18 protein-coding genes are annotated in these 18,369 nt (G+C 61.6%); 14 read left to right on the top strand and 4 right to left on the bottom strand.

Annotated features, from left to right (window positions below; genetic code table 11):
- Positions 1–3 precede the first annotated feature (3 nt).
- The 4 genes from BCM02_RS27260 (at position 4) to BCM02_RS27245 (ending at position 3,880) form a co-directional block, all read left to right on the top strand.
- Positions 4–678: a response regulator transcription factor gene (locus BCM02_RS27260; RefSeq protein ID WP_148932290.1), complete on the top strand. Its 675-nt coding sequence runs from the start codon at positions 4–6 to the stop codon at positions 676–678.
- Positions 675–2,075, top strand: a complete 1,401-nt coding sequence (locus tag BCM02_RS27255; protein ID WP_148932289.1) for a sensor histidine kinase — start codon at positions 675–677, stop codon at positions 2,073–2,075. Before BCM02_RS27260 ends, BCM02_RS27255 begins: the two co-directional genes overlap by 4 nt.
- A 262-nt stretch (positions 2,076–2,337) precedes the next feature.
- The gene (locus tag BCM02_RS27250; RefSeq protein WP_148932288.1) at positions 2,338–2,820 is read left to right on the top strand and encodes a zinc-binding metallopeptidase family protein; all 483 of its coding nucleotides are present in this window, start codon (positions 2,338–2,340) and stop codon (positions 2,818–2,820) included.
- A 97-nt stretch (positions 2,821–2,917) separates the two neighbouring features.
- On the top strand, positions 2,918–3,880 hold the full coding sequence (locus BCM02_RS27245; RefSeq protein WP_148932287.1) for a Gfo/Idh/MocA family protein: 963 nt from the start codon (positions 2,918–2,920) through the stop codon (positions 3,878–3,880).
- Between the two features lie 112 nt (positions 3,881–3,992).
- Here BCM02_RS27245 and BCM02_RS27240 read toward each other — a convergent pair whose 3' ends face one another.
- Positions 3,993–5,336, bottom strand: a complete 1,344-nt coding sequence (locus tag BCM02_RS27240; RefSeq protein ID WP_148932286.1) for a uracil/xanthine transporter — start codon at positions 5,334–5,336, stop codon at positions 3,993–3,995.
- Between the two features lie 134 nt (positions 5,337–5,470).
- Here BCM02_RS27240 and BCM02_RS27235 point away from each other — a divergent pair, with 134 nt between their 5' ends.
- The 6 genes from BCM02_RS27235 (at position 5,471) to BCM02_RS27210 (ending at position 11,018) form a co-directional block, all read left to right on the top strand.
- Positions 5,471–6,358, top strand: coding sequence for a LysR family transcriptional regulator (locus BCM02_RS27235; RefSeq protein WP_148932285.1), 888 nt, complete (start codon positions 5,471–5,473; stop codon positions 6,356–6,358).
- Positions 6,359–6,535: 177 nt separating this feature from the next.
- Positions 6,536–7,009 carry a hypothetical protein gene (locus tag BCM02_RS27230; RefSeq protein ID WP_148932284.1) on the top strand — a complete coding sequence of 158 codons (474 nt, stop codon included), beginning with the start codon at positions 6,536–6,538 and terminating at the stop codon, positions 7,007–7,009.
- A gap of 396 nt (positions 7,010–7,405) precedes the next feature.
- Complete coding sequence (locus BCM02_RS27225; protein ID WP_187434431.1) at positions 7,406–8,302, top strand: hypothetical protein; 897 nt, start codon at positions 7,406–7,408, stop codon at positions 8,300–8,302.
- Positions 8,303–8,680: 378 nt separating this feature from the next.
- Positions 8,681–8,971, top strand: a complete 291-nt coding sequence (locus BCM02_RS27220) for a response regulator transcription factor (protein WP_246183579.1) — start codon at positions 8,681–8,683, stop codon at positions 8,969–8,971.
- Between the two features lie 270 nt (positions 8,972–9,241).
- Positions 9,242–10,660, top strand: a complete 1,419-nt coding sequence (locus BCM02_RS27215; protein ID WP_187434430.1) for a transglutaminase domain-containing protein — start codon at positions 9,242–9,244, stop codon at positions 10,658–10,660.
- A gap of 67 nt (positions 10,661–10,727) precedes the next feature.
- Positions 10,728–11,018: an alpha/beta-type small acid-soluble spore protein gene (locus BCM02_RS27210; protein WP_148932281.1), complete on the top strand. Its 291-nt coding sequence runs from the start codon at positions 10,728–10,730 to the stop codon at positions 11,016–11,018.
- Positions 11,019–11,104: 86 nt separating this feature from the next.
- On the opposite strand, the gene BCM02_RS27205 is transcribed toward BCM02_RS27210, so the two are convergent.
- Entirely contained in the window at positions 11,105–11,365 is a 261-nt protein-coding gene (locus BCM02_RS27205; RefSeq protein ID WP_148932280.1) for a hypothetical protein, read from the bottom strand.
- Between the two features lie 181 nt (positions 11,366–11,546).
- Between BCM02_RS27205 and BCM02_RS27200 the strand changes: the two genes are divergently transcribed.
- Positions 11,547–11,882 carry a hypothetical protein gene (locus BCM02_RS27200; RefSeq protein WP_148932279.1) on the top strand — a complete coding sequence of 112 codons (336 nt, stop codon included), beginning with the start codon at positions 11,547–11,549 and terminating at the stop codon, positions 11,880–11,882.
- Positions 11,883–12,069: 187 nt separating this feature from the next.
- Here the strand turns inward: BCM02_RS27200 and arfA are convergent, their stop codons facing one another.
- Positions 12,070–13,578, bottom strand: coding sequence for an arabinosylfuranosidase ArfA (gene arfA, locus BCM02_RS27195; RefSeq protein WP_148932278.1), 1,509 nt, complete (start codon positions 13,576–13,578; stop codon positions 12,070–12,072).
- Positions 13,579–13,740: 162 nt separating this feature from the next.
- Between arfA and BCM02_RS27190 the strand changes: the two genes are divergently transcribed.
- From BCM02_RS27190 to BCM02_RS27180, 3 genes are all read left to right on the top strand, one after another.
- Positions 13,741–14,667, top strand: coding sequence for an ArsR/SmtB family transcription factor (locus tag BCM02_RS27190; protein WP_148932277.1), 927 nt, complete (start codon positions 13,741–13,743; stop codon positions 14,665–14,667).
- Between the two features lie 54 nt (positions 14,668–14,721).
- Complete coding sequence (locus BCM02_RS27185) at positions 14,722–15,681, top strand: TRM11 family SAM-dependent methyltransferase (protein WP_148932276.1); 960 nt, start codon at positions 14,722–14,724, stop codon at positions 15,679–15,681.
- Positions 15,682–16,086: 405 nt separating this feature from the next.
- On the top strand, positions 16,087–17,166 hold the full coding sequence (locus BCM02_RS27180; RefSeq protein ID WP_148932275.1) for an undecaprenyldiphospho-muramoylpentapeptide beta-N-acetylglucosaminyltransferase: 1,080 nt from the start codon (positions 16,087–16,089) through the stop codon (positions 17,164–17,166).
- Between the two features lie 146 nt (positions 17,167–17,312).
- Here the strand turns inward: BCM02_RS27180 and BCM02_RS27175 are convergent, their stop codons facing one another.
- Positions 17,313–18,185, bottom strand: a complete 873-nt coding sequence (locus BCM02_RS27175; protein ID WP_148932274.1) for an aldose epimerase family protein — start codon at positions 18,183–18,185, stop codon at positions 17,313–17,315.
- Between the last annotated feature and the right edge of the window lie 184 nt (positions 18,186–18,369).

Here is an 18,369-nt window from a genome sequence, read left to right as displayed (position 1 = left end):
CTTGTGCCGAGCATTTTGGCCGTGGATGACGATGGCAATATCCGCGATTTGATCCGGATGTCTTTGCATCGGGAGGGATTTACGGTGTACGCCGCGGAGGACGGCTTAGCCGCGCTGGAGACGATGGACCGGGCGAAGGTCGACCTGGCGGTCGTCGATCTGATGATGCCGCGGATGAACGGGTACGCGCTGTGCGACGAAATCAAACGTTACGGGGACATCCCGGTGCTCATGCTGACGGCGCTCGGGTCGACCGAGGATATCGTCAAAGGGTTCCGCCAAGGCGCCGACGATTACTTGGTGAAGCCGTTCGAGCCGGCGGAACTGGTCGTGCGCATCCAGGCGCTGCTGAAGCGGTACCGGATCAACGCTTCCCAGACCATCGAGCTGGGCGCGACGGTCATCGACCGGCTGCGTTATTCGGTCGCGGTGAACGGCGCCGGCGTGCACGTGCCGCCGAAGGAATTCGAGCTGCTGTTCTGCCTTGCGGGCTCTCCGGACCGGACCTTCACCCGGCAGCAGCTGGTGGAGCAATGCTGGGGCTACGACTACGAAGGCGGGGAGCGGACCGTGGACGTGCATATCGGGCGGCTGCGGGAGAGGCTTGTGCCGCTCGGGTGCGGGTTCGCGATCGCGACGGTTCACGGGCTGGGCTACAAGCTGGTGGTCCGCCCATGATCCGGACGCTTCGGGCGCGTGTCGTCTTCACGTATATTGGCGTCGTCACGGTCAGCGTCATCGCGGCGTTCCTCGTCTACAACTTCGCCTTCTCGGGTCCCGAGACGAGGCGGTACGAGCGGGAAGCGAAGGCGGCCTTGCATGCGGCCGTTCAGCTGTACGAGCGGGTTCAGCCCGCGGACGAGGACGCCTTCTGGGACGGGATCGCCCGTACGCGAGGCGCCGCGCTGCGGCTCTATGAAGCAGATGGCGCCTATCGCGAATATGGGGACGCGGTCGGCATGGGGGACGCGGTCGTTAGCCGAGGCGACATCGCCGCCATGCTGGACGGCAACGAACCGGCGATCGCGGCCGACCCGTCTTGCGGCTGCGAGCTCGTCGTCGGTACCCGGTTAAGCAGAGACAGCGGCGCGGCGGCGCTTGTTATGTTTCCGCGCGCGATCGAGGGAGAGTATGGGGTATTGGTCATTCTGGGCGTGGTATTCGCGGTCGGGAGCGGTCTCTTCCTGCTCGTCTCGGGGCGTCTCGTCGGACCGATCCGGAGCTTGACCGCCGCCGCGGCGCGGATGTCGGAGGGCGACCTGCGCATCCGCCTGCCGGATACGCGGAGCAAAGACGAGCTCGGCGACCTGTCCCGGGCGTTCAATCATATGGCCGGGCAGCTCGAGCGGCAGGATCGGATGCGGCAACAGTTCGTCGCCGACGTCTCGCACGAGCTGCAGTCGCCGCTGACGTCGATAAGAGGCTTCGCTTCCATGCTCCGCTCCCCGGGGATGCCGGAGGCGGACCGGGAGCGGGCGCTGCGCGCGATCCATGAAGAGAGCGAGCGGCTGTCGAAGTTGAACGGCCATCTGCTCGTGCTGGCGACGCTGGATGCGGGACATTGTCCGTTCGACCCTCAGCCGGTGCGGGTGGACGAGCAGATGCGTCGAAGCATGCTGCTGCTGGAGCCGCAGTGGTCCTCCAAGGAAATCGAGGTCGTCTGCGATCTTCCGGCGCTCGCCGCGGCGGGGAATCACGCCCTCCTGGAGCAGCTCTGGGTGAATTTGCTCGGCAATGCGATCAAATATACGCCCGCCAAAGGGCGGATCACGGCGACCGGCGAACGCGGGGCGAACGAGATAACGATTACGATCGCCGACACGGGCATCGGCATTGCCCCGGCGGATCTCGAGCACATTTTCGAGCGGTTCTACAAGGCGGACGAAGCGCGTAACCGCAATGTCGAAGGCAGCGGATTGGGGCTATCGATCGCGAAGCAAATCGTTCTGCTGCACGAGGGGCGCATCGAAGCGGCTAGCGTGCCGGGCGGCGGCAGCGCGTTTATGGTCCGTCTTCCGTTGGCGCGGCGGGCGGCGGGAGCGAACGCGCCCGTCGTCGAGAACGGTATCGCGTAGTAAGCATCAGCCGTTGCGGTAATACGCTGCGAGGGGCTACGGTTTCAAGACGAGTCTATTGCATCCGCCGGGGAGCTGCGCTCCGGCGGATGCTTTTTGTCAGGCGAGCTGGAGATTGTGTGGGAAAACAGGGCGGAAGGCTATGGGAGTCGTCGGACAAGTCCCCATAATTAGCGGTTGACGCATCGGACTACGGGGAGTAGAATGGTCAATGGTCGGGATTAACCTGACACAACATGTTACAATGGAGTGTTGGCCGAACATGTTTCATTTCAATTTGCGCGTATGGGCCATTTGCGGTTACGTCGCGCTTATTTATTGGGTTGCCCATCATATTCCTTCGCTCCGGATGCTCTTCTATCCGACCCTCGGGGCGTTCTGCTTCCTGTTCATGTCCCGTACCGATTACCGCGGCATCGCGCGGATTGCGCTCGGCGCGTTTATCGCCACGCTGGTCGGCACGGTTATCTTCAACTACATACCCGGCATCGCGGCGCTGTTCTTGAATACGCTGATCGTCATTCAGCTCAAGCATCTCATGAAGCTGAACGCGCCGCCGGTGCTCGCCGTCTCGTTCATCCCGTTCTTCTCCGGGGCGGTCGCGGCCTGGCATGTGCCCGTGCTCGTGGGCTGCTCGCTGGCGGGGCTGACGCTCTTGCTGATGGGCGTCCATTGGCTGGAGAAGCGGTTGCCCGCGCTTCAGGGGTTGGCCGCGCGACAACCGAATAGCATGGAAGCCGATTAACCTTCGCGCCTGACAACGGGCGCGGAGGTTTCTTCTTTTTGTCGGGCAGGCCGGATCGTGCTATGCTGGCAATAGCTAGGGAGAGGGAGAGATAGGGATGGCAGGGAACCGGATTAGAGTAGGGATCGTCGGGATCGGCGATATCGCCCGCAAAGCATATTTGCCGATTCTCGGCGTTCATCCGCAGGCAGAGGTGGTCGGCCTGATGAGCAGGACGCTTGTCTCGGTGCAGGCCGCGGCCGATCCGTATCGGATCGAAGGCCGGTATGATCGGCTGGAGGCGCTGCTGGATAGACGGCCGGAGCTTATCTTCGTCCACAGCGCGACGGAGACGCATTACGACATCGTCATGCGCTGTTTGGCCGAAGGAATTCACGTCTACGTGGACAAGCCGCTGTCTTGCGATATCGGGCAATCGGAGGAGATGGCGGCCGAGGCGAAGCGACAGGGCTTGCTGCTGGCCGTCGGCTTCAACCGCCGGTTCGCGCCGATGGTCGCCGAAGCGCGGAGCTGGCTGGCGGAAGCGGGCGGCGCGGGGACGGTCATCGTCCAGAAGAACCGCACGAAGCCGCAGAAGCGCTCCGTGAAGGAGACGCTCTATGACGACGCGATTCACGGCATCGACTTGGCGATGTGGCTGTGCGGCGACGGCGAAGCTGATCCGGAACTGGCCGCCGCTTCGGTCGCGGCGGATGGCGACGGATATTTGCGCTCCGTCTTCGGCATGCTGCAGAGTACGGCCGGCCGGAGCTGCGCGGGCGCGTTCTCGATGGACCGCGCGGCCGGCGCGGACGCCGAGCGGGTCGAGCTGCACGGCGGCGGACGAACGGCGATTGTCGAAGACTTGGAACGCGCGGTCCTCTACGGAGCGGCGGAAGGCAGCCGGACGCTGGCGTTCGGCGGCTGGGACTCGCATCTGAAGCGCCGCGGCTTCGAGGGCGTCGTCCAGCATACGCTGGATTCGCTCGCCGATCCGTCCCGCTGCGCGATCCGCGCGGACAAGGTGCTGGGCAGCCACTACATGGTGGAGCGGCTGGCGGCGAAGCTGGCGAACGGTTAAGGGCGCGAAGGATTAACCGCGAGAACCGTTACTCACATGAAAACATGAAAAACCACGGTTTGCTTCGGCTGTATCGAAGCTCCGTGGTTTTTTGATTATGCCGATAGGAATATTACCCCTCCGCCTTCAACGGTTCCGTCCGTACGCCGGGCAGTTTCAGTTCCGCTTGGGCTTGGGCGGCTCGTCTGGCGAGAAACTCCAGCACGACCGAGGCGAGGATGCCGACGACGAGCCCGTTGCCGACGAGAGGACGCAGGAACAGCGGCAGCTCGGCGAACACGGCGGCCGGCGTGTTCATGATGCTGATGCCCAGCAGCAGCGGCACGGCGATCCGGTAGAAGCCGCGGGCGTCGATGCCTTGGCTTTGGATGGCGCGGAACGCGGTGCCGAACATTTGCAGGTAGGCGACGAACAAGACGGCGCTGCCGACGCTGATCGGCAGGGCGGCGAACCATTGGCCCAGCTGCGGCACGAGGCCAAGGGCCAGGAACAGCGCGCCGCCGATCGCCAGCGCCTGACGGTGCAGGATGCGCGTGCTCTCGAGCAGCCCAAGCGAGGAGACGAACGTGCCGAAGGGCAACTGGCCGAACAGCGGCGCGATGATCGATGATACCCCCGTGATAAGGAAGGAACGTCTGTGCTGTCCTTCCGTCGGCGCTTGGCCATACAGTTGGCCGGCCGTATGCAGCGCCGTGACGGTGTTGGACATATTGATCAGACCGACGATGAACGCGGCGATCAGAATGCCGGCATCCAGACGGGGCGCTCCCCACGGGAACAGCGGCGTCGCGCTCGCTTCGTGGACGGCCGCCTTGCCGCCGGCGGAAGGGAACAGCAGGTCGAACGCGATCCAGCCGGCCGTAATGCCGATGAGCATCGAGAAGTTGGCGAGCGGGCCGCGGCCTTTGACGGTCAGGATACCGACGAGAACCGCGATGCCGACGGATAACGCGGCGACCGGTCCGTTCATATGGCCGCTGGGCTGAATGTCGAGCATGCCCTCGAAGAAGTGCATGATGAGCTGCACGGCGAGCAGGAACAGCGAAATGCTCATGACGACCGGCGTGAACCACTTCGTCAGCTGACGGCTGAATCCGAGACCGCCGAGCACGGCCATGAGCAGACCCGCGAGCATGAAGCCGGCCGCAAGGCCGCCGCCGATCTCGGCGACCGGGGTGCCGCTCGCGGAAGCGGCGGCAACCAGGCTGAGCGTGATGCCCCACCAGACGCCCGACGGACCGTCCATGACCGCGAAGCGGTGGCCCGCCAGCGCCTGCAAGATGCAGACGGCGCCAGTCAAGATGCACGATATCTGCAGCGTGAAGGCGATCTGCCCGGGCGGCAGCCCGAACAGCTGGCCAAGCGTAATCGGCACGACGATGGTATTGGCGAGGATGAAGAACATCCATTGGACGCCGGCTAACGCGACTTTCGGCGTTATTCGCCCGCTATTCATGGCGATTCCTCCTAAAATAAGTTCTTCTTGATGTCAGCCAACATGGTAACATGGGGTGTGAGATATAGAAAGTATGAAAATCATCTGTTTACCATATCTTTTTCATATGGATCGAATTGGGAGGAGGGGGCGGCATGGACATCAAGCAGCTGCGGTATTTCGTGGCGATCGTGGAGGAAGGACAGATTACCGCGGCGGCCAAGCGGCTTCACATGGCGCAGCCGCCGCTCTCGCAGCAGCTCAAGGCAATGGAGCAGGAGCTGGGCGCGACGCTGTTCGAACGGGAAGGCAGAGGGATGCAGCTGACCGACGAGGGCCGCGCGTTGTACCGGCATGCGGTCCGGATTATCGCTTCCCTGCAGGAAGCGGAGGAAGAAATCCAGGCGATCCGCCAAGGCTGGACCGGGCGGTTGTCGATCGGCGTGAACACGCTGTCGGACGAGCGGCTGCCGCGCATCCTGCGGCTCTTCCAGCAGAGCTACCCGCAGTTCACGTTCAGCATCCAGCAGAACGACTCGTCCCAGTTGTGTCATCTGGTCCGGGAGCGGGCGCTGGATCTTGCGATCGTGCGGCTGCCGCTCGAACTAAGCGGATTCGCGCTGCACTACGTCAAGTCGGAGCCCTATTATTTCGTCGGGGGCTACGATATCGCGGAGCCGGGCGGCTCCATCTCGTTCAGCCGGATCGAGCAGTATCCGCTCATCGTCCCCAGCACGGAAGGACTCGGCATCAACCAAATGATCCGCGACGAGTTCGTCAAGCGCGGGCTGTCGCCGAACATCGTCTGCGAGTGCTCGGACATGACGACCCTCATGCAGCTCGTCTCGACGGGATTCGGCGCGACGATCGTGCCCGAGACGGTCGTCAAGCTCCATCGGGGCGTCCCGATCCGCAAATTCGAGCTTGAAGGCGATCCGTCGCCCGCGCTGAGCGGGCTGATCGGCCTGCAGAACGGCAGGTTATCCAAAGCATCGCAGGCGTTCATCGACGCTTACCGCGAGGTGGGACGGGCGGGCGAGTAGACCGGGGCCGGATAAGGGATATGCACGGTGCTTGTCTCTCTCATACAAGGCGGCCTCGTTCGGCTCTGCACCGAATCGCCGGGATAGGAGCGGACCTGCGCGGAGTTCTGGGCTGGAGCGGAGACGATTCACCCATACAAGCTAATGGGCGTACACCTGTATGGAGTGAATTTTACGATGAAGGGAACGATTTGCTTGTCGATCATGCCGCAGTTCATTAACCCGCAAGTCATCAATCAACAAATTTTGAACGGGCGCGTAGGCCATTTCTTCCGCTCCAGCATTCCGGGCTTCGGCCTCGTGACGTGGCAGCTGATTGCCTTTACGCCGCCGGCGCCGGGCGCTGACCTTGGCAGCGGCACCGTCTCGATTAATATCGTCAATCCCGACGGCAGCTTCCAATTCATGCAGGTGAGCAACCAGGATCTAGTCGGCATCCAATACTTGGGGCCGACGCTCCCGCAGCAGCCCCAGCCGCAGCCCCCGCAACCTCCGTTCCCGCCATTCCCGGGCGGCGGCGGCACGCAGAAACCGCCTTGGTGCGCGTTCACGCCATGGCATCCGTCTTGCTGGCGATCCGAAGATTATGCCGCCCAGAGCGGCTACCGCGGATATGTAACGTATTTCGTGCCGGTGCATTACCCGCTGTAATCGGTCGCCCACGAATCGCTGCATTCGAGCGGATCGATCGCGTCGGCGCCAATCGCAAGCCGCGCTGAAGACCCGATTGCGACGCGGCCATAAGTTCAGTCTCCCTGCCCATAGCCTCCCTCGGTCTCGCGCCGGAGGGGGCTTTTTGTCATGCGGCTTGTACGGCGATTTGGCTCGCCCCGTTGCACGAGTCCTATCATCCGCGGTCGCCTTGATGATTTGCAATTCGTCGCTCCGGCTCGCGCTCCGTCTTCCGTTCCCCTGCGCTCCATCCCGGGGCGGAGCGGCGAGACGTCACCTAAGTCCAGCTTCCGCTCCGCCCGCCGCCCGTCGTGCCTATCCATATCCTTCCACTAGAATGAGGGTATCGAATCGATGAAGGGTGGTTGAAAGATTATGATCGGCAAGCAGGCGGTAACGGCATCGAACGGCGCGGCGAATCCGACGTTTTTCGCAGGGGAGCGATGGCTGGTCGGGATGGGGCTGCTGGGCTTCGCGCTGGCGGCATTCTGCGGCATATGGACACTGGCTTACGGGGCGGAAGTCGGGGCGGAGGGCAACATGATGAACGCGTTCTCGTTCGATGCGGCGCTCGGCATATTCATTCTGTCGACCGCTGCGGTCTTGCCGCTGGCCGGCATGGGGACGAGGGCGCGCGCGTTCTTTCGATGGTCGTATATCGTGCTGGCGCTGTATTCGTACGCGGCGGAGACGGTGCAGAACGCGCGGGGCTTCAATCCCCGATTCACGCAAAGCGCGAATGCTTTCGATGCCATGGTCGGCAATGTGTTCGGTCTGGTCGCCATGCTGCTGGTGCTTTTTTATGTGGTATTCGCCACGTACTTCTTCCGGCGCAAGACATATGAGAGTCATCAGGAGCTAACGCTGGCGCTTCGATATACGATGGCGGCGATCATGATCTCCTTCGGGGCGGGCATCTGGATCTCGCTCAATTTCGGCCGCCACATCGGGGCGGAGGGCAACATTATTTGGCTGCACGGCATCGGCTTCCATGCGCTGCAGGCGCATCCGATACTTGCTTGGCTGACGCTGCGGACGCCTTGGACGGCCCGCGTTCGCCGCGGCGTCGTGCATGCCGCGGGAATATCGTACGGGCTCGGCTTGCTCCTAATCGGCTGGCAAACGATACTCGGCCGTCCGATCTTGGAGTGGTCGGCGATGCCTGTCGCGGCTGGGTTCTGCTTCTTGATCGGGCTTGGGGTCGGGGCGGCCGCGCTTTCGGCTGCCCTGGGGAGCAAAGGCAGACCGGCGAGCGTCGGCCGGGGCGCGTGAGAAGAGTATGGCCATGAAAATTAGACGACCCTCGTTTCGCGAAGAAACGAGGGTCTTTGTGCATTTACGCGCTTGCTTGCGCCATATATGGTAGCGTAACCGCTCATGTTTTCCGTAATGTCATGTCTTGCACGAAAACAACGAAAGCCCTAACCTCTCAATCGTCCTTGCGGTTCCGAAGACCGCGCCAGTGTGAATCCGTGTTCCTTCTTGCAGCCGTTTGAATAAAAAGGAAATGGTGTTCGGATGTGAGGAAGTGTGAGATAAATCCAAATAATCCTGATCGAGGAAATAATAAGGGGTTACTTGCACTACGAATCAATAGTCTACAGGAAACGCGAAGAAAACGCAACTTCAAGTTTCAGGAAGCTCAAGGATTTGCCGATCGAGGAGCTGGGCTCGGCGCCGCGGTCGGTGCACGAGGGCGGCCGAGCGGTCGGTCCGGAGCTGGCCTTGACGTTCAGGGAGGCGGAGAATTCGCTGAAGGAGCGGGAGCGGAAGGTGCTCAAGCAGGCAGCCGAAGGTCTGAGCGCCGGCGACATCGCCAAGCGGTTGTATTTGAGCCCGGGAACGGTGCGCAACTACTTATCCGAGGCGATCCAGAAGCTCGAAGCGAAGAATCGGATCGACGCGATCGGCATCGCGGAGAAGAACGGCTGGCTGGACTGACGAGCGAGTTCCGGGAAGCGATCGGCGCGGCGTTCTCGGGACTACAGAGCGGAAGACGGCTTGATGGGCCGTCTTTTTTTATTTATGCATCGCGGCTGCGCCATGGGAGAAGATGGTACTAATTTTTGTAAAAAAGTTCCTGTTAAGCGCGAAACTTCTTGCTCCTGCCGGCGTTTAACTTAAGGCGCGGGGACGGCAGGGAACGTGCTTGACGGAGCTAGCCTCCGCGCGGAGTGATCATGGGAGTTGGGAAGCGGGAATATGGGACGCATGCGCAAGACAACGATGCTAATGGGGCTGCTGCTCGCCATTGCGGGCGGCGCGGCGTTTGGGCCATGGGGAGCGGAACGACCGCAAGCGGCAGCCGCGGGACGAGAACCTAGCCAATGGGCGGCCGACGATATACGGGAAGCGAGCGCGCATAATTTGATGCCGTCCTGGGCGACCGGCCGTTATGGCAGCATCATCACGAGGGAGCAGTTTGCGGAGCTCGCCGTGCTGCTCTATGAGACCTTGACCGATCAGCATCTGGACGATCCGGTTACGAATCCGTTCAAGGATACGCGCAACTTCTACGCGGCGCTCGGATATAAGCTGGGCTTCGTGAACGGCGCGAGCAGCGGACGGTTCGACCCGAAGTCGCCGGTCACGCGCGAGCAGATGGCGCTCGTGCTCTACAATGCGATCGGCAAGGCCGGCATTCGGGACCAAATGAAGGCGGAACCGATCGAATCTTTCGCGGACGCGGACAAGATCGCCGGCTGGTCGAGGAAGGCCGTCGGCGCGATGGCCGCGAGCGGGCTCATGCAGGGCAGCATCCGGTCGAATGCGGTGTACTTCACGCCCCAAGGCGAGGCGACGGTCGAGCAGGCGGCCGTGCTCGTGAATCGCATCCGCGAGCAGTACGGCGCGATCCGCGCGTCCAGCGAGGAGGAACTGCTCGAGGCGGTGAGACGGGGCTACGCGCCGGTCGTGTCGGATGAACGGATGGCCGAGACTTACCGCGCCGCCCAATTGGCGCTGCGGCATGTCGTCGAACCTGGCATGAGCGATTACGAGAAAGAGTTGGCCATCCATGATTACCTCGTGCTGCATACCGCATACGACGAAGCGAATTATAGACAGGGGACGGTCCCCGATGATTCTTACAGCGCTTACGGCGCGCTGGTGAAAGGCATTGCGGTGTGTCAAGGCTATGCCAACGCGGCCAATCTGCTGCTGAATATGGCCGGGATCGAAGCGCATATCGTGACGGGGACGGTCGGCGGCGAACCGCATGCCTGGAACAAAATCCGGCTGGAGGGCGATTACTACAACCTGGACGTCACGTGGGACGATCCGGTGCCCGACAAGCAGGGACGTGTCTACTACGGGTATTTCAACGTTACGGACGAGGAATTGCGGCAGGATCACGAATGGATCGATAACGGGCTGCCCGCGGCTACCGGAACGATGTTTAACTATTATCGAGTTAACCAGCTGATGGCGGCGGATCCGCTCCAATTCGAAACGAAGGTGGAGGAAGCCATCGCCAATCGCGACCCGATGTTGACGGTGAAGCGAGCTTTTACGTCGGCCAAAGACATCGAGCCGCTCAAAGCCGCCGTATTCCGGAGCGGGGCGGTGCAATCCTTCGAATGCGCCTTCGGCAGCGGGGGCGTCGTGACGCTCACCTTCCGCTACTTCTAGCATAGAGGCGGGCTTTCCCGGGCACGATAAGGGCACATCCTTTCAGATAAGGGCAGGTGCAGCGAAGATGGCGCGAAGAAACCGGAGAAGACACGTCGTGCCCGGCGCCGAGCAGGGACTGGCCGCGTTCAAGGCGGAAGTGATGCGCCGCCAAGGATACGCGGTCGATCCCAGCCGGCCGGACGACGTCAAATACGAGGTGGCCAAATCGCTTGGCGTGCCGCTGTCTCGCGAAGGCGACAACGGCAATCTAACGACCGAGGCGGCCGGTCACATCGGCGGCCAAATCGGCGGCACGATGGTCCGCGAGATGATTCGTCTCGCGCAAGAGCAGCTGGTCAAGCAGCGGCAGCCGTAGACCCATTCCACGATATGAAAGCCCCGTCCGATCCCGGACGGGGCTTTCATATCGTCGTTCTCTTCGTCTGCCGCCCCGGTCGTTCATTAACTGATCGCGATCGCGGCGTATGCCGCGAAGCCCACGGCTGCCAGCGCAGCCGTTGCCAGCAGCAACACGAGTATGCGCGTCCGGGCAGGGAGGGCGCTCCAGTCGGTCACCTTCATCGGGCCGCCGGCTTCCAGCCGCTCCAAGCTTTGCAGGTTGGGGTCTACTTGAACCTCGGCGCCGCGCGCCAGACCGGTCGATTCCGCCTGAGTGTCGCCCGCCGCCCGCGTCTTGGTTAATCCGCTCATCGTGGCATGCACGCTCCTTTTCTCCTCAAAATGGTCAAGCCCTCGCTTCTATTCCATATAATGCGGCGCGTCCGCGGGATAGTCTTGTCATTTGAATCGGACGACCGGATACATGGGACAACGTCCTTGTTGAATAAGCTGAGGAGTAGAAGACTGGCCCATCGTTCGGGGCAAACGGATAAGGGAGGATAACGTGAGCATCGCAAGCAAACGCAAGCGGAGCCGGTTCGTCATGTTCGTCATACCGGTGTCGGTGCTGAAACAAATGATGGTCTATGATCTGATCGGCGGCACGGCTTGCTATTGGCTGATGAAGGAAGGACATTGGTCCGAAGTGGCGGCGTTCATCGGGAGTTCGTTCGCGCCGGCCGTTCTGAAGCGAGCCGTCTCGGCGGGTACGGGACTGACGCGGGTGAAGACGCTGCCTTCGCCGTGGCAGGAGCCGCCGGCGGCGGAAGCGAGAGCCGAGGTTCAGCGGCCCAAGCGCGGCGGCACGGTGAGAATCGTGCGGCTGCGCGGCCGAAAGTAACGGCGGCGCAAGCCGGCTTATCGCAACACGAGAAGCGCCCGCGGGAGAGACCCCCGCGGGCGCTTTTCAAAATACAAGAACTTATAAGTTTCACGTTTATTCATGCATCTTGTATTTCTCCATCGCGGAACGAAACGCGCCGCGCCGCTAAAAGGCGGCGACAGCCGTTTCGCCTTGACTTGCCGGATTAACCGAGTTTCACGCGAACGACGTTCCAAGACGCCTTCGAGAGCGACGCTTCGATCTTGCTGCCGTCCACGCGAGCGTTGCCGTTCGTATGCGGCTTCACGCGATCCGGCGCTTCCAGCGTGTTCGCCGCTTTCAGATCGTCGTTCTCCAGCACGATGTGCTCGATCAGGGTGCAGCCGCCGAAGCTGCGCAGATCGACCTCGAGGCCGAGCGACTCCTCCAGGTTGCGGTTGACCGCGAAGATCGTCACTTCGCCCTTCTCTTCGTTATGCACGGCGACCGACTCCAGATAAGGGACGTCGGTGTAATCCTTGGCGTCGTATTTCGGCGATTGGATCAAAGGCACGAGCGCCGTGCCGCGGCCGAACAGGCTCGCGTGCATGTACGGGTAGTAGATCGTCTGCTTCCAAGCCGCGCCGCCGTTCGCCGTCATGATCGGCGCGATGACGTTGACGAGCTGGGCGATGCACGCCATTTTGACCCGGTCGGCGCGCTTCAGTAAGCTAATGAGCATGCAGCCGACGACGAGCGCGTCCTCGTGGTTGTAGATGTCTTCCAGCTGCGGCGGCGCGATCTGCCATGGATCGAGCTTGCGATCCGCCTCGTTGGAATGGAACCAGACGTTCCACTCGTCGAACGAGAGGTTGATTTTCTTCTTGCTCCGCTTCTTGGCCTGCACATAGTCGGCGGTGGAGATGACCGTGTTGATGAAACTGTCCATGCCGAGCGAGAGCGCCAGGAAGTTCGCGGAATCGTTGGACGGGTTGCCGTAGTATTGGTGCAGCGAGATGAAATCGACGTTGTCATAGGTCAGATCGAGCACGGTCGCTTCCCACTCCGGGAACGACGGCATGTGGAGAGACGAGCTGCCGCAGGCGACCAGTTCGATCGTCGGGTCAACCCAGCGCATCACTTTGGCCGTCTCGTTGGCGATGCGTCCGTATTCGACCGCCGTCTTCGCGCCGATCTGCCAAGGGCCGTCCATTTCGTTGCCGAGGCACCACGTCTTGATCGCGTGCGGCTGCTCATACCCGTGCTTGCGGCGCAGGTCGCTGAACAGCGTGCCGGACGGATGGTTGGCGTATTCGATCAGGTCGCGCGCTTCCGCGGGTCCGCGGGTGCCGAGGTTGACGGCCATCATCGCTTCCGTGTTTGCCTTCTTGCACCAGTCCATGAATTCGTTCAGGCCGACCCAGTTCGGCTCGATCGTGCGCCACGCGAGCTCTAGGCGGCTTGGACGCTGCTCGACAGGGCCGACGCCGTCTTCCCAGTTGTAGCCGGAGACGAAATTACCGCCCGGATAGCGGACGATCGGCACGTCCAAACCCTTCACCAGTTCCAGCACGTCGCCGCGGAAACCCTGCGGATCCGCCGTCGAATGGTCCTTTTCGTAGATGCCGCCGTAGACGGCGCGTCCGAGATGCTCGACGAACGAGCCGTAGATGCGTTTGTCGACTTCGCCGATCTTGAAATCTTTATCCACGATCATGGTTGCTTTGATTGACATGAAGGTCACCTCAACTTAGAATTAATTATATTGTTAACTGATTAATGAATTAATGCTTTCAACAACATTAAACACGATCATAAAAGCGATTTCAAGCTTTTCTTTTCCGTCTTTTTGAATTAATATTTCTGTTAATGCAGTTATTGATGAAGGAGAACGAAAATGACGATTATACAATCCAACACGGACCGCAAGTGGCTACCGCTCTACGAAGCGCTCGCCAGCGACGTCCGTCTGCGCATACTCGACCTGCTCGCGGAAGGGCCGATGAACGTGAAGGAGCTGGCGCAGGCGCTAGGTCTCTCTAGCGCGATCGTGACCATGCATACGAAGAAGCTGGAGACCGGCGGGCTGATCCGCTCCGAGCTGATCAGACGTGGAGGGGGCACGCACAAGATGTGCTCGCTCGCCGCTAGCCGGGTCGAGATGGCGCTTCCCGAGCCGGGCGGCGCCGAGAGGACCAGCCGCGACTGCCAGGAGGTGGCGATTCCGATCGGCCATTATACGCGCTGCGACGTGCACCCGACTTGCGGGTTGGCGACGACGGACAGCGTCATCGGCCAGTTCGACGATCCGCGGTACTTCTTCGAGCCGGGACGGATGAACGCCCAAATTCTATGGTTCGGGCACGGGTTCGTCGAATACCGCATTCCCAATTACGTGCTGCCCGGACAGGCGCTCGAGGAGATCGAGCTGTCGCTGGAGATCGGGTCGGAGGCGCCGGGCACGCGGGAGAACTGGCCATCGGATATTCATTTCTACTTGAACGATACGCTGCTCGGCGTCTGGACGAGCCCGGGCGATCCGGGCGACGGGCGCGGCCTGCTAACGCCGAAGTGGTGGACGGTCAACCAGTACGGGTGGCTCAAAATGGTGCGCGTCACCGAAGAGGGGACGTTCATCGACGGGCAGCGGTTGTCGGACGTGACGCTGGCAGATATCGTTATGACGCGCAACGACTGGACGCTGCGGCTCGAAGTACCGGCCGGCGCGGCCCATGTCGGCGGCATGACGCTGTACGGCGAAGGCTTCGGCAACTATAATCAGGATATCGTGTTCCGGACCTATCGGCGGGTAGGCGGTCAGTAAGGCGTTCGGGACAGCAATTGGCAAGGCCGGAAGAACCAAAGGAGTGTTCGCATTATGAACGAGGCCGGCTTGGCCCCCATATACCTTTATCCCGTCGTCTGCCATGAGGACGAGACGGAGTTGTGCGCGATGGAGATGCGCGCGCTGTTCGGACAAGACCCGCTCGCGGGCTGCGTTCGCGCGGCCGTTGCGCTCCCGCCGTCGCGCAGCCCGTTCGTCCGCGGCCGACTGCGGGTCATGCTGGAAGCCGCCGGTCTCGACGATCTGGCGGCTTCGGCCGCGCGGGTGGACCTCGGCGATGGCACCTATAAGGTGGTCTTCGTGGAGACGGACGGCGCCGTCGCTTACGAGGAGCGGCTGGCCGCCGCGCGTCGAATCGGCGGCGCGATCCGCGGTCGCGCGGACATGAAGCGGCCTGAACGTCTGATCGGGCTCGCCTATGCGGGCGGCCGCTGGCTGCTCGGCGACTACGAGCAGGCCGAAGCGGCCTGGCTGACGCACAATAAGAAGCCGCATCCGTATTCGACGGCGCTCGGTACCCGGGTCGCTCGGGCGGTCGCCAACATCGCCATCCCTCGCATTGAGGGCGCGAAGGCGATCGATCCGTGCTGCGGCATCGGCACGGTCGTCATCGAGGCGCTGTCGATGGGCATCGATATCGTCGGCCGGGATATCAACCCGCTCGCGGTGCGGGGCGCGCGAGCGAATCTCGCCCATTACGGGATGCCGGACGTCGTGAAGCTGGGCGATCTGCTCGAGACGGAGGGCGAAGGAGCTTATGATGCGGCCGTCCTCGATTTGCCGTATAATTTATGTTCGGTGCTGCTTGCGGAGACGCGGATCGCGATGCTTCGGGCGGCCGTGCGCTTGGCGCCCCGCGTCGCGATCGTGACGACGGAGACGATCGACGAGGAGCTGCCTTTGGCGGGCATGGCCGTCATGGACCGGTGCGTCGTGCGCAAGGGGCGGTTCGAGCGGCACGTGCTGCTCTGCGGCAAATACAAGAATTTATAAGCTTCGCGCATATAAATCTTCTTGTGTTTCACGACCGCGGATTGGTTTGCATTCCCGGTCTTATTTATGACCGTGAACGCAAACCAATCTGCTCTGGCTCCGGCTGAATGCTGCATTCTCAATCTTTGGATTGCGAACGCAAACCAATCAGCCTTGAATGCTGCATTCTCAATCTTTGGATTGCGAACGCAAACCAATCAGCCTTGAATGCTGCATTCTCAATCTTTGGATTGCGAACGCAAACCAATCCGCTCGGGCTGATTGGTTTGCATTCCCGGTCTTATGACCGTGAACGCAAACCAATCAGCCTGCGAATTAAGGTTTTACGGCGAGAGTCATGATCGGGCGGCATTGCGTCATAAGGTGAGGTATACGCAAGCAACTAACATAAGCTGGTGAGGTTGTATGAAAAAAATCATGTTCACGGGGGGCGGTTCGGCCGGACACGTTACGGTGAACCTCGCCCTCATTCCGCGTTTTCAGGAGGAAGGCTGGAAGATCGATTACGTCGGTTCGGAGAACGGGATCGAGAAGCAGCTGGCCGGCTCGCTGCCGGGCGTCCGCTATCATGCGATCGCGACGGGCAAGCTAAGACGCTACTTCGATTGGCAGAACGTCAAGGACCCGTTCAAGGTGGTCAAAGGCGCGATGCAGGCGTATCGGCTCATCCGCCGCGCGAAGCCGGACGTTCTGTTCTCCAAAGGCGGGTTCGTCTCGGTGCCCGTCGTGCTCGGCGCCTGGCTGAACCGGGTGCCGGTGCTGCTGCACGAATCGGATTTGACGCCTGGCCTTGCGAACCGGATCGCAATTCGCTTCGCGACGGGCGTCTGCACGACGTTCCCGGAGACCGAATCGCATTTGCCCGAAGGCAAGGCGCATCATGTGGGCGCGGTCGTCCGCGAGGAGCTGCTGCAGGGAGATGCCGCGCGCGGGCGCGCGTTCTGCGGCTTCAAGCCGGGCAAACCGGTGCTGCTCGTCATGGGCGGCAGCTTGGGCGCGCGGCGGATCAACGAGGCGGTGCGGGCGGCCTTGGGCATGCTGACGCGCGACTTCCGGATCGTTCATCTGTGCGGCAAAGGCAACGTGCTGCCGGAGCTGGAATCGCCGGACTATCGGCAGTACGAGTACGTGCAGGCGGAGCTGCCGGACGTGTTGGCGATGGCGGATCTCGTGATCTCGCGCGCGGGATCGAACTCCATCTTCGAATTTTTGGCGCTCCGCAAGCCGATGCTGCTTATTCCGCTCAGCCGCCAGCAGAGCCGGGGCGATCAGATTCTGAACGCGGAATCGTTCGAGGCCGCCGGGTTCTGCGAGGTGCTGCAGGAGGAATCGCTGACGGCGGGCACGCTGCTCGATCGCGTCGGCACGCTGTTCCGGGACCGGGAGACGTATATCGCGAAGATGAACGAAAGCGACGGGCGGGATGCCTTGAACGCGGTATTTAAGCTCATTAAACAAACGGCGAAGCGCGCGCAATCGCGCTGAGCAGGCACAAGGAAGGGCCGTATTTCCGGGCATGGCGGGCGCCATGCGGGAAATACGGCCCTTTGTTCGCGTGCTTAAATATCGGTTCGGCTGACGGACGCGAACGGCAATTCGCCCGTTCGCGCCGCCGTATCGGCCATCCCGGCTTAAGCCTTGGCGTAAGCGATGCTAAGCTCCAGCCGCAGCTCTTCGCCGGCGGCCACCATCGGCAGCTCTTCGCGCCTGTTCAGTTCGGTCGTCAGCGCCATCCACGGCTCGACGCAGATGAACGGCTTGCCGTCCACCTGCCAGAGGACGACGTATTTGAACGCGTCGTTGTAGCGGAGCGTGACGGCGCCGCTGCCGTCCGGACCCGGGAAGCCGATCTGGCTGCGTCCGGCGTCCAGCAGGGCGATCGATTCTTTCAAGCCCTCCAGTTCGACCGCGCCTTCCAGCGGCTTGATTTCGTTGTCGTTGTAGTCCAGATAGCGGGTCGCGTCGGTATCGTACGCGATCGCCTTCGACGAGATGCGGAAGTACGGGTGGAAGCCGGCGTACATCGGCATGGCGGTGTCCGACAGGTTGCGGTAGGTCTGGCGGATGTGAAGCTCGCCGTTCTTCAGCGCGTACGTGAACAGCAGCTCGAAGTGCCACGGATATTCGCCGAAGGTGCCTTCTCCGCTAACGAGACGAACGGTCAGCGCCGCTTCGTCCTCCGCGGTAGACGAGACGACTTCCCAAGGGCGGTTGCGCGCGACGCCGTGATTGCGCATGGGATACGTCACGCCGTCCCATTCGTAGCGTCCGTTCACGAGCTGGCCGCAGATCGGGAACAGGATCGGGTTGCCGCCGCGGATGTTCGCCTCCGGATCCGCGAACGTATCCCGGTCCAGGTAGAACAGCTCTTCGCCGTTCAGCCGGCAGCTGATGGCGATGGCGCCCCGCTCGGGACAGACGATGACCGAGGAATCGGTGGAAGTGTCGGATAACGTGTACAGCGTGTAGACGTCTTCATGCTGCGTGACCGCATAATGGCTCATTCTTATACCTCCGCTTTATTGTACTTGGCGTGTTTCTCTGGGTTAGCATACCATATCTTGTCTTAACAGAAGAACCGGGCGAACGGCGAAAAAGGGGGCGTACGCGTATATTCCCATTTTTTTCTTTAGCTATATTGCATTATTGAATAGTAAGTCATATACTATAGCTGTAGGGAACAACTGG

The sequence above is a fragment of the Paenibacillus methanolicus genome (assembly GCF_008124765.1).
In the GTDB taxonomy this organism is placed as follows: domain Bacteria; phylum Bacillota; class Bacilli; order Paenibacillales; family Paenibacillaceae; genus Paenibacillus_Z; species Paenibacillus_Z methanolicus.
Note: the sequence above shows the minus strand (reverse complement) of the source record. Positions and strands in the feature narration are given on the sequence as shown.

Excerpts from the sequence above, each read along its gene's own strand:
- BCM02_RS27255 (WP_148932289.1), top strand. The coding sequence starts at position 675 with ATGATCCGGACGCTTCGGGCGCGTGTCGTCTTCACGTATATTGGCGTC.
- BCM02_RS27250 (WP_148932288.1), top strand. The coding sequence starts at position 2,338 with ATGTTTCATTTCAATTTGCGCGTATGGGCCATTTGCGGTTACGTCGCG.
- BCM02_RS27245 (WP_148932287.1), top strand. The coding sequence starts at position 2,918 with ATGGCAGGGAACCGGATTAGAGTAGGGATCGTCGGGATCGGCGATATC.
- BCM02_RS27240 (WP_148932286.1), bottom strand. The coding sequence starts at position 5,336 with ATGAATAGCGGGCGAATAACGCCGAAAGTCGCGTTAGCCGGCGTCCAA.
- BCM02_RS27235 (WP_148932285.1), top strand. The coding sequence starts at position 5,471 with ATGGACATCAAGCAGCTGCGGTATTTCGTGGCGATCGTGGAGGAAGGA.
- BCM02_RS27230 (WP_148932284.1), top strand. The coding sequence starts at position 6,536 with ATGAAGGGAACGATTTGCTTGTCGATCATGCCGCAGTTCATTAACCCG.
- BCM02_RS27225 (WP_187434431.1), top strand. The coding sequence starts at position 7,406 with ATGATCGGCAAGCAGGCGGTAACGGCATCGAACGGCGCGGCGAATCCG.
- BCM02_RS27215 (WP_187434430.1), top strand. The coding sequence starts at position 9,242 with ATGCGCAAGACAACGATGCTAATGGGGCTGCTGCTCGCCATTGCGGGC.
- BCM02_RS27210 (WP_148932281.1), top strand. The coding sequence starts at position 10,728 with ATGGCGCGAAGAAACCGGAGAAGACACGTCGTGCCCGGCGCCGAGCAG.
- arfA (WP_148932278.1), bottom strand. The coding sequence starts at position 13,578 with ATGTCAATCAAAGCAACCATGATCGTGGATAAAGATTTCAAGATCGGC.
- BCM02_RS27190 (WP_148932277.1), top strand. The coding sequence starts at position 13,741 with ATGACGATTATACAATCCAACACGGACCGCAAGTGGCTACCGCTCTAC.
- BCM02_RS27185 (WP_148932276.1), top strand. The coding sequence starts at position 14,722 with ATGAACGAGGCCGGCTTGGCCCCCATATACCTTTATCCCGTCGTCTGC.
- BCM02_RS27180 (WP_148932275.1), top strand. The coding sequence starts at position 16,087 with ATGAAAAAAATCATGTTCACGGGGGGCGGTTCGGCCGGACACGTTACG.
- BCM02_RS27175 (WP_148932274.1), bottom strand. The coding sequence starts at position 18,185 with ATGAGCCATTATGCGGTCACGCAGCATGAAGACGTCTACACGCTGTAC.